Genomic DNA, 8,485 nt, shown 5'->3' with positions numbered 1-8,485 from the left:
TGGTCTCGCGGTGCCGCTCTACCGCGAGCTGGTATGAGGTCACGAGGGACTCGGTGGCGGCCCGCCACGAGTGCTCCTGCGCGTCCGCTCGGGCGGCCGCGCCCATGCGCGACCGCAGCTCTGGGTCGTCGACGAGCCGCTTGATCCGGTCGGTGAGGGCGTCGGCATTTCCGGGGGGCACGAGATAGCCGGTGCGCCCGTCGTCGATGACGAACGGGATCCCGCCGGCGTCGGCACCGACGACGGGCACGCCGGAAGCCATCGACTCCAGGGCCACCAGCCCCAGCGTCTCGGTCGTGGAAGGGAAGGCGAAGACATCCGCCGACGCGTAGGCAGCGGCCAGGTCCTGGCCGGCGAGGTAGCCGGTGAACACCGTGGGGGTGCCAGCGAAGCGCCGCTCCAACTCCCGCCTGCCCGGGCCCGACCCGACCAGCGCGAGGCGCACGCCATACCTGCTCAAGGCGCGGATCGGCTCGACCAGTGCAGCCAGGTCCTTCTCCGGCGACAACCGACCGACGTAGAGGACGAGCGGGGCGTCTGGGTGCCCGGCGGTGAGCCGGTCCCGCATCGCTGCGGTGCGCCTGGAGGGGTGGTAGGCGACCGTGTCCACCGCTTTGGGCCACAGGTCTACCGACCGGATCCCGACCTCACGCGCCCGCTGCACCATCTGCGCGGAGGTGCACAGGTTGACCTCGGCCTGGTTGTGCATCCCGGTGATCCACGCCTGCGAAGGTGCCCTCAGCGCCGACAACCCCAGACGGGTCGTGTAGGACGGCACGTCGGTGTGAAAGCTGGCGAGCAGTGGCAGATGGCGGCGACGGGCGGAGATGACGCCGTAGGCCGCGAGCCAGACCGGGTTGACGGCGTGCACGAGGTCCGGCGCGAAGTCGTGCATCTCGCGCGCGATCCGGGGGGTGGGCAGCCCGACCATGACCTCGGGATACCACGGCCGGAAGGAGACCGACCGGACCGCGACGACGCGATGCGGGCCATGGCTGGCGGGGGGGTCCCCGGGCGCGAAGACGAGCGCCGTGTGCCCCAGATCGGCGAGCTGGTCCAGGGTCTTGGTGACCCGTGTGACGACGCCATCGACCTTGGGCAGGAAGACCTCGGTGAAGAGCGCGATGCGCATGCAGGCAGCTTTGGTGAGTCGGGGTAGGGAGAGGCTTCCGCCGGGGCTGACCGCTCGCCTAGGCGGGCTGCTCGGCGGGGGAGTCGTGCGCCTCCGGTGCGCGGGAGGCGGGCACACCAGGCTGCTGGTCCTTGGTCCAGACCGAGGTGCACGGGATCTTCTCGAGGTCGGCTCGGTGGGCGTAGCGGCTGGCTACCTGCTCGATCTCCATCAGCAGGCCTTCCGAGAGGCGCGTCGGCTCGAGCCCGAGGTCAAGGAAGGCCTCTCGACGCACGGAGAGCTCATTCTCGGGCGACTCGTGGCGCGGGTTGGGGACGTTTTCGATCTGGGCGCCGCTGATGCGGCAGATCAGCTCCGCGAGGTCGCGGACGCGGTGGCTCTCGGTGGTCTGGTTGAAGATTTTGACGCGTTCGCCGGCGGCGGGCGGGTTCTGCAAGGCCAGCTCCACGCAGCGCACCATGTCGCGGATGTGGATGAAGGCGCGGGTCTGCCCCCCGGTGCCGTGCACCGTGAGCGGATAGCCCACCGCGGCCTGCATGAGGAAGCGGTTGAGCACGGTCCCGTAGTCGCCGTCGTAGTCGAACCGGTTGATCAGCCGTTCGTCCCGCAGCGTCTGCTCGGTGTGCGTGCCCCAGATGATGCCCTGGTGCAGGTCGGTGATCCGCAGCGCGTCGTTCTTGGCGTAATAAGCGAACAGCTGCTGGTCCAGGCACTTGGTCAGGTGATAGACGGAGCCCGGGTTGGTGGGATAAAGGATCTGTTGGCTGATCCGCTCACCCTCGTCGCCGACCAACTCGACGTCGAGGTAGCCCTCGGGGATCGACATACCGGCGGTGCCATAGCCGTAGACGCCCATGGTGCCCAGGTGCACGAGGTGGGTGTCGATGCCGGACTCGACGAGCGCGCACAGCAGGTTGTGAGTGGCGTTGGTGTTGTTGTCGATGGTGTAGCGCTTGTGGGTCGCAGACTTCATCGAGTAGGGAGCCGAGCGCTGTTCGGCGAAGTGGACGATCGCGTCGGGCGCTGCGGTGCGGAGCAGGTCGAGCAGACCGTCGTAGTGCTGCGCGATGTCGAGCTCGACGAAGTCGATCGTCTCGCCCGAAGTCTCCTCCCAGGCGGCGAGCCGCTCCTGCGGGCTGGTGATCGGGGTCAGGGAGGAGGCGCCCAGCTCTTTGTCGATCCGTCGCCGAGAAAGGTTGTCGACGATGGTCACCTCGTGGCCAAGGTCGGACAGGTGCAGGGATGCCGGCCAGCCGCAGAATCCGTCGCCGCCCAGAACCAGGACCTTCAACTCATGCCTCCTTGCCCACGGGCCACGAGGGCGCGGCCGCTGTGGTCGCCAACCTACCAACCCGGGTCCGCCGGGCGTGGAGGAGTGGAGTGGTAGGGGTGAGGCATCGCCTGGGACGGGGAGCACGTGGGGCCGCCCCGCGGCAGGTAGTCAAAGGGGGGAAACTACCTGCCGGCGGGGCGGCGGTCTGTGGTGCCATCGGACCTGCGGCTCCGGCAGCGGTATGGCGAGGGCGCTCAGCCTTCGTCGGGTCGGGTAGCGAGGGTGACGGTGGCCTCTGCCTTCTGGCCGTCGCGGACGTAGGAGAGGGTGGCCTGCTTGCCGGCGCCGCGCTCGCGGACCTGGCCGACGAGGGCGGTGGCGGACGGCACGGCCTCACCGTCGATGCCGACGATAAGGTCACCTGCCTGCAATCCGGCGGCCTTGGCCGGGGAGTTGTCCTCGACCTGCTGGACCTGCGCGCCGGTCAGGGTCGCGCCGTCGACGGTCGCCTCGCCGTCCTTGAGACCGACCCCCAAGAAGGCATGCTGGGCGCTGCCGTGGGCGATGAGCTGGTCGGCGATGAGCTTGACCTCGTTGGACGGGATGGCGAACCCGATGCCGATGGAGCCGGGCTGGCTCTGGCCGGCAGTAGGCAGGGCCGCGATCGAGGAGTTGATGCCCACCAGGTGGCCCGCGCCGTCGACCAGCGCGCCGCCGGAGTTGCCGGGGTTGATGGCGGCTGAGGTCTGGATCGCGTTGGTGACTACCTGGGAGGCGGGAGAGCCCTGCTGCGTGGCGGCCCCCTGGGTGCTGACCGGGCGATCGAGCGCGCTGACGATGCCGGTGGTGACGGTGCCCGAGAGCCCCAACGGATTCCCGACGGCCATGACCGGGTCGCCGACCCGTAGTGCAGAGTCGTCGCCGACCGTGATCGGCGTCAAGTTGGCGGGGACGTTGTCCAGCTTGACGACGGCCAGGTCGGTGGAGACGTCGGTGCCGACGACTTTGCCGCTATAGCTGCGTCCGTCGGCCAGGAAGACCCGGAGCTGCTGCGCGCCCTCGACGACGTGTGCGTTGGTGACCAGATGGCCCTGGTTGTCCCAGATGACACCCGAGCCGGCCCCGACCCCGGACTGGCCGGCCACGTCGATGGAGACGACGCTTGGCGTCACCGAAGAGGCGATGGCGGCCCAGTCCTGTGCGCCGGTAAGGGAGACGACGCTGCCCTGGACGGCCGCGTTGGAGGAGTTGCTGACCGCGGCGGCCGGTGCCTCGGAGTCCGCAGCCCGGACCGCGGCGTAGGTGCCGCCCGAGGAGAGAGCTGCCGCGAGCACGCTGGCGACGGCAATGTCACCCCAACGACGGCGTGGGCCACTCCGCTTTCCTTGGTGCGGGGGCACGGCTGCGGTCGCCTCGGTCTGGGGGTGGATCGGTGCGGTGTGCTCGGCGTGGCCCAAGGCGTCGTCGGTGGGCTCTGGTCCTTGGGGTGAGGTGCTCATGTCATCTAGTGCACCGCATCCAGGTCAGCGTTTGCTGAGTGTGCGCTGTGACTTTGCTGGGGACGTCGGGCGCGCGGCAGGAAGGTGCAGCCGGAAGGTGGCGCCTCCGCCGGGAGTGGGCACATGACGGACGCTGCCACGGTGGCGCGCGACGATGGCGGCGACGATGGCCAGTCCCAGCCCGGTGCCGCCCGAGTCTCGGCTGCGGGACTTGTCGGCCCGATAGAACCGCTCGAAGACGCGCTCGGCGGTGGCGGGATCCAACCCAGCCCCGTGGTCCCGGATCTCGATCACGACGTCATCGCCTACGGTGCCGAGCGCGACCTCGACGGGGGAGTCCTCCGGCGTGTGGGCCAGGGCGTTCGCGACCAGGTTGGTCAGCACCTGGCGGAGTGCGCCGTCCTCGCCGGTGACGATGGTCGGAGCGCTGTGGACCACTGGGTCGTCGAGTGGCACCAAGGTCACCGCGCGCTGCGGCGAGCGGACCTGCGCGTCCTGCACCACGTCGTTGGCCAGCACCGTCAGATCTACACGGGTCGGTGACATCGCCGGGTTGGAATCAAGTCTGGTCAGGGTGAGCAGGTCCTCGACCAGCCGCGCCATCCGGCTGGCTTCGTTCTCGATCCGCCGCATCGCTCCTGCCACGTCCTCTGGTGCGACCGCACCAAAACGGTAGAGCTCGGCATACCCCTTGACGGTGGCCAGCGGGGTGCGCAACTCGTGCGAGGCGTCGGCGACGAAGTCGCGCATCCGTTGCTCCGATCCCTCCCGGACGGCAAACGAGTGCTCGATCTGCGACAGCATGCGGTTGACCGAGTCCGACAGGGAGCCGACCTCGTCGTTGGTCCCCCGCGGAGGGACCCTCCTGGTCAGATCCCCCGCGGCGATCGCGGCGGCGGTGTCCTCGATGCGGGTGAGCGGGCGGAAGGCGCGGCGGACGGCGAACCAGCCCAGCACACCCACGAGCAGGAGAGTCGTCAGCCCGATGCCGACCGTCAGGAGGCCGAGCTGGCGCACGGTGCTGTCGACATCCGTCAGTGGGATCGCCACGGCGACCGTGCCGCCGACCAGGCCGGTGGTATCGGTGAGCCGGTAGGCCAGCACCCGCCAGGACCCCACCCCATCCTCGCCAGGCACCGTGAAAGGCGCTCCGATGCGCGGGTCCCCGACCGGGACCTGCGCGAGAGCTGGCTCGCTCACCTGCAACTTGGCCGGGATCACGCTCGTCGGAGAGCGATCGGCCTCGGCGGGCGTGAACAGCACAAAGTATGGGTTGGGCGGGACAAAGACCTGATGATCGAGGTTGGGCTGCTGCCCGGTGGCCTCTTCCAAGATCTGGCCGTAGGCGCGCTGCGCGAGCGGCGTGATGTAGGCCCGCAGGTCGGCATCGGAGCGGTCCAGCAGATAGCCACGCAGCATCGTGATCGAGACCGACGTGGTGAGCAGATAGGCAGCGAGCACCAGCAGGACCACGACGGCCACGAGCCGTCGGGTCAGAGAGAGGTTGTGCAGCCGCTCGTAGGAGGTGCTGCGCAGGCTGGAGAGGAGGCTCACCGGTGCGGAAGCGTGCGCTGGTGGCCCCTCAGGCCGGGCGCGGTGCCCTCAGGACGTAGCCGACCCCGCGCTTGGTGTGGATGAGCGGCTCGCCGATCACGTCGATCTTGCGGCGCAGATAGGAGATGTAGGACTCGACGATGTTCATCTCGCCGCGGAAGTCGTAGTCCCAGACGTGGTCCAGGATCTGGCTCTTGGACAGGACGCGCCCCGGGTTGAGCATGAGGTATCGCAACAGTTTGAACTCGGTCGGGGAGACCTCGATGACCTTGCCCGCGCGACGCACCTCATGGCTGTCCTCGTCGAGCTCTAGGTCTGCGACGCGTAGGAGGTGGTCGTCCTCGTCGCTGACGACCCGCGTGCGGCGAAGGACGGCGCGGATGCGGGCGACGACCTCCTCGAGGCTGAACGGCTTGGTGACGTAGTCGTCACCACCGACCGTGAGGCCCTTGATCTTGTCGTCCAGGGAGTCGCGGGCGGTGAGGAAGACGATCGGCAGGTCCTGGCCACGCTCTCGCATCTTGCGGGTGACGGTGAAGCCGTCCATGTCCGGCAACATGATGTCCATCACGGCCAGGTCGATCTCGTTCTCGCCGGCCAGCTGGAGGGCGCTGCGCCCGTCCGGCGCGGCGTGCACCGTGAACCCGGCGAAGCGCAGGCTCGTCGTCAGCAGCTCGCGGATGTTGGTCTCGTCCTCGACGATCAGCAGCGTGGCCTCTGGCTCGTGGGGCATGGTCATGCCTACCACAATCTCGACAAAGGCTGGGAAGTTGCTGGGAAGATGGCGATTGTTTGCTGAGTCTGCAGTGAGCACAGGGCATGGCCGTTGGCAGAGGGGAAATCCCACCAAGGAATGACGGTATGATGAATCGCTCAACCGTCCACCGTGTCTTCATCGCAGGGAGAACGACCCCATCGAACCAGCAACGGGTCTCGATTCACCGCTTTACGAGATCAAGGCGAACCTGTTCAAGGCTCTCGCGCACCCCGCACGCATCCGGATCCTCGAGCTCCTCGTCGCAGCCGGAGAGCCGCTCCCGGTGAGTTCCTTGCTGGAGACGCTGGGCCTGGAGGCCTCCTTGCTCTCCCAGCACCTGCGAGTGCTCCGCCAACATCATGTCGTCACCTCCACGCGCAGCGGCAACGCCGTGACCTACCAGGTGAGCCACCCGCAGATCGAGAGTCTGCTCCTGGCGGCACGCGGATTTCTGCTCGATCACCTCGCCGTCCAGCAGCGCACGCTGGCGATGGCCGCCCAGCTGTGAACCTGCACCTGTCCTTCCTGCGCGACCTCCTGCCCCAGGCCGCTGACTACGTCGACCTCCGGCACACCTGGAAGGCCGACCTGGTGGCGGGTGCGACCGTCGGCATCATCGCGCTTCCCCTGGCGCTCGCCTTCGGCATCAGCTCTGGCGCGGGCGCAGCTGCCGGACTGGTCACGGCCGTCGTCGCCGGTCTTGTTGCCGCGGTCTTCGGCGGCTCCCACGTCCAGATCTCCGGCCCGACCGGCGCCATGGCCGTCGTCCTGGTCCCGATTGTCGGCCAGCACGGGGTCGGAGCGATCGCGCTCGTCGGCATCCTCGCGGGTCTCATGCTCCTGCTGGCCGGGGTGCTCAGGCTTGGCCAGCTCATCGGACTCGTGCCCTGGCCAGTGATCGCTGGCTTCACCGCTGGGATCGGCATCATCATCTTCCTCCAGCAGGTGCCGCTGGTGCTGGACTCCACCGGCCAGCTCGGCACCAGACCCGTCGTCGCGGCCTACCATTCGGCGCTGGACGCCGACTGGTCAGCGGCCGGATGGCCGTTACTAGCCGTGGCTGTGGTGATCGCCCTGATGCTGCTGTTGCCACGCCTCGATGAGCGCATCCCGGCCTCGTTGGCGGCGATCGTGCTGGTCACGGTGGCAGCTGAGTTGCTCAACCTTCCCCTGCCCCGCATCGGCGAGATCCCTTCCTCGCTGCCTGCTCCCTCCCTACCCAGCGTCGATCCGGCTTTGCTGCAGACCGTCCTCACCGCAGCGCTCGCCGTCGCGGCGCTGTCCGCGATCGAGTCGCTGTTGTCGGCGCGCGTGGCCGTCGACCTTTCCGGTGACGCCCGCTACAACCCGGATCGGGAGCTGGTCGGACAGGGGCTGGCCTGCATCGCCTCCGGCGCGTTCGGTGGCATCCCGGCCACCGGCGCGATCGCACGCACCGCGGTGGCGGTCCGCGCCGGCGCGCGCACCCGGGTGACCGCGCTGAGCCACTCCTTGTTCCTCCTCGGCGTGATCTATCTGGCTTCGGCCCCGGTGTCCCGCATTCCGATGGCGGCGCTTGCCGCCGTGCTCATGCTCACCGCGATCCGGATGATCCCGTTGGCCGAGGCACGCATGATCCTGCGCAGCACCCGCTCCGACGCACTCGTCCTGGTCCTGACGATGACGATCACCGTCATGATCGACCTCATTGAGGCGGTCCAGTTCGGGATCGCCGTCGCTGCCGTGTTTGCGCTGCGCGCGGTCGCCCGCACCAGCGGAGTGCGGCGGGAGGAGATCGCTTCCGAAGCGAGGCGCGGAGATGATCGGATCGCCGTCTACCGGCTCACCGGGTCGATGTTCTTTGGCGCGGCTGAGCGGGTGCGCAGCGAGGTGCAGGCCGAGGGTGACATCGAGGTCGTCATCCTGGCCTTCTCCGAGCTGCGGACGTTGGATGCCACCGGTGCCAACACACTGGCTGAGATCGTCCGCAGCCTGGAGGGGCAGGGCGTGACCGTGCTCATCAAGGGCGTGCCGCCTCGCCACCTGGCGCTCATGCGCAGCGTCGGCGTGATCGCCGCGCTGCGAGACCAGCGGCACCTCTTCGCAACCTTCCCCTTGGCCCTGGAGCACGCGCGGAGCCACGTGCTCCGTGCGGAGGCCGCGAGGGCGCCCTCCAGCTGAGAGGTGCAGCGCGGGCCGGACAGGTGGGTCGTTCGCCCCAGGTCAGCCGGTGGTGGGCGCGAGAGTGTCCAGGTCGTCGGCGTCCACGATCCGGTAGGCGTAGCCCTGCT

7 protein-coding genes are annotated in these 8,485 nt (G+C 68.8%); 2 read left to right on the top strand and 5 right to left on the bottom strand.

All coding sequences use genetic code 11. The annotated features are described in order from the left end of the window. The 5 genes from Q4P07_RS10535 to Q4P07_RS10515 form a co-directional block, all read right to left on the bottom strand. A partial coding sequence (locus Q4P07_RS10535; RefSeq protein ID WP_303374873.1) for a glycosyltransferase family 1 protein occupies nt 1–1,132 on the bottom strand: 1,132 nt, incomplete at its 3' end. 58 nt (nt 1,133–1,190) lie between these two features. Continuing rightward, nucleotides 1,191–2,423 (bottom strand): NAD-dependent epimerase/dehydratase family protein, encoded by a 1,233-nt coding sequence (locus tag Q4P07_RS10530; RefSeq protein ID WP_303374872.1) that lies wholly within the window; start codon nt 2,421–2,423, stop codon nt 1,191–1,193. A gap of 236 nt (nt 2,424–2,659) precedes the next feature. Then, complete coding sequence (locus Q4P07_RS10525) at nt 2,660–3,904, bottom strand: S1C family serine protease (RefSeq protein WP_303374871.1); 1,245 nt, start codon at nt 3,902–3,904, stop codon at nt 2,660–2,662. Nucleotides 3,905–3,928: 24 nt separating this feature from the next. Continuing rightward, nucleotides 3,929–5,458, bottom strand: coding sequence for a cell wall metabolism sensor histidine kinase WalK (locus tag Q4P07_RS10520; RefSeq protein WP_303374870.1), 1,530 nt, complete (start codon nt 5,456–5,458; stop codon nt 3,929–3,931). Nucleotides 5,459–5,486: 28 nt separating this feature from the next. Next, nucleotides 5,487–6,197, bottom strand: coding sequence for a response regulator transcription factor (locus Q4P07_RS10515; protein WP_303374869.1), 711 nt, complete (start codon nt 6,195–6,197; stop codon nt 5,487–5,489). A 175-nt stretch (nt 6,198–6,372) separates the two neighbouring features. Here Q4P07_RS10515 and Q4P07_RS10510 point away from each other — a divergent pair, with 175 nt between their 5' ends. Both Q4P07_RS10510 and Q4P07_RS10505 read left to right on the top strand, forming a co-directional pair. Further along, complete coding sequence (locus Q4P07_RS10510) at nt 6,373–6,723, top strand: ArsR/SmtB family transcription factor (protein ID WP_368660275.1); 351 nt, start codon at nt 6,373–6,375, stop codon at nt 6,721–6,723. Continuing rightward, the gene (locus Q4P07_RS10505) at nt 6,720–8,375 is read left to right on the top strand and encodes a SulP family inorganic anion transporter (RefSeq protein ID WP_303374868.1); all 1,656 of its coding nucleotides are present in this window, start codon (nt 6,720–6,722) and stop codon (nt 8,373–8,375) included. The genes Q4P07_RS10510 and Q4P07_RS10505 overlap by 4 nt, the downstream gene beginning before the upstream one ends. Nucleotides 8,376–8,485 lie beyond the last annotated feature (110 nt).

This window comes from Ornithinimicrobium sp. (genome assembly GCF_030537745.1).
In the GTDB taxonomy this organism is placed as follows: domain Bacteria; phylum Actinomycetota; class Actinomycetes; order Actinomycetales; family Dermatophilaceae; genus Ornithinicoccus.
This window is presented reverse-complemented; position numbering and strand designations above follow the sequence as displayed.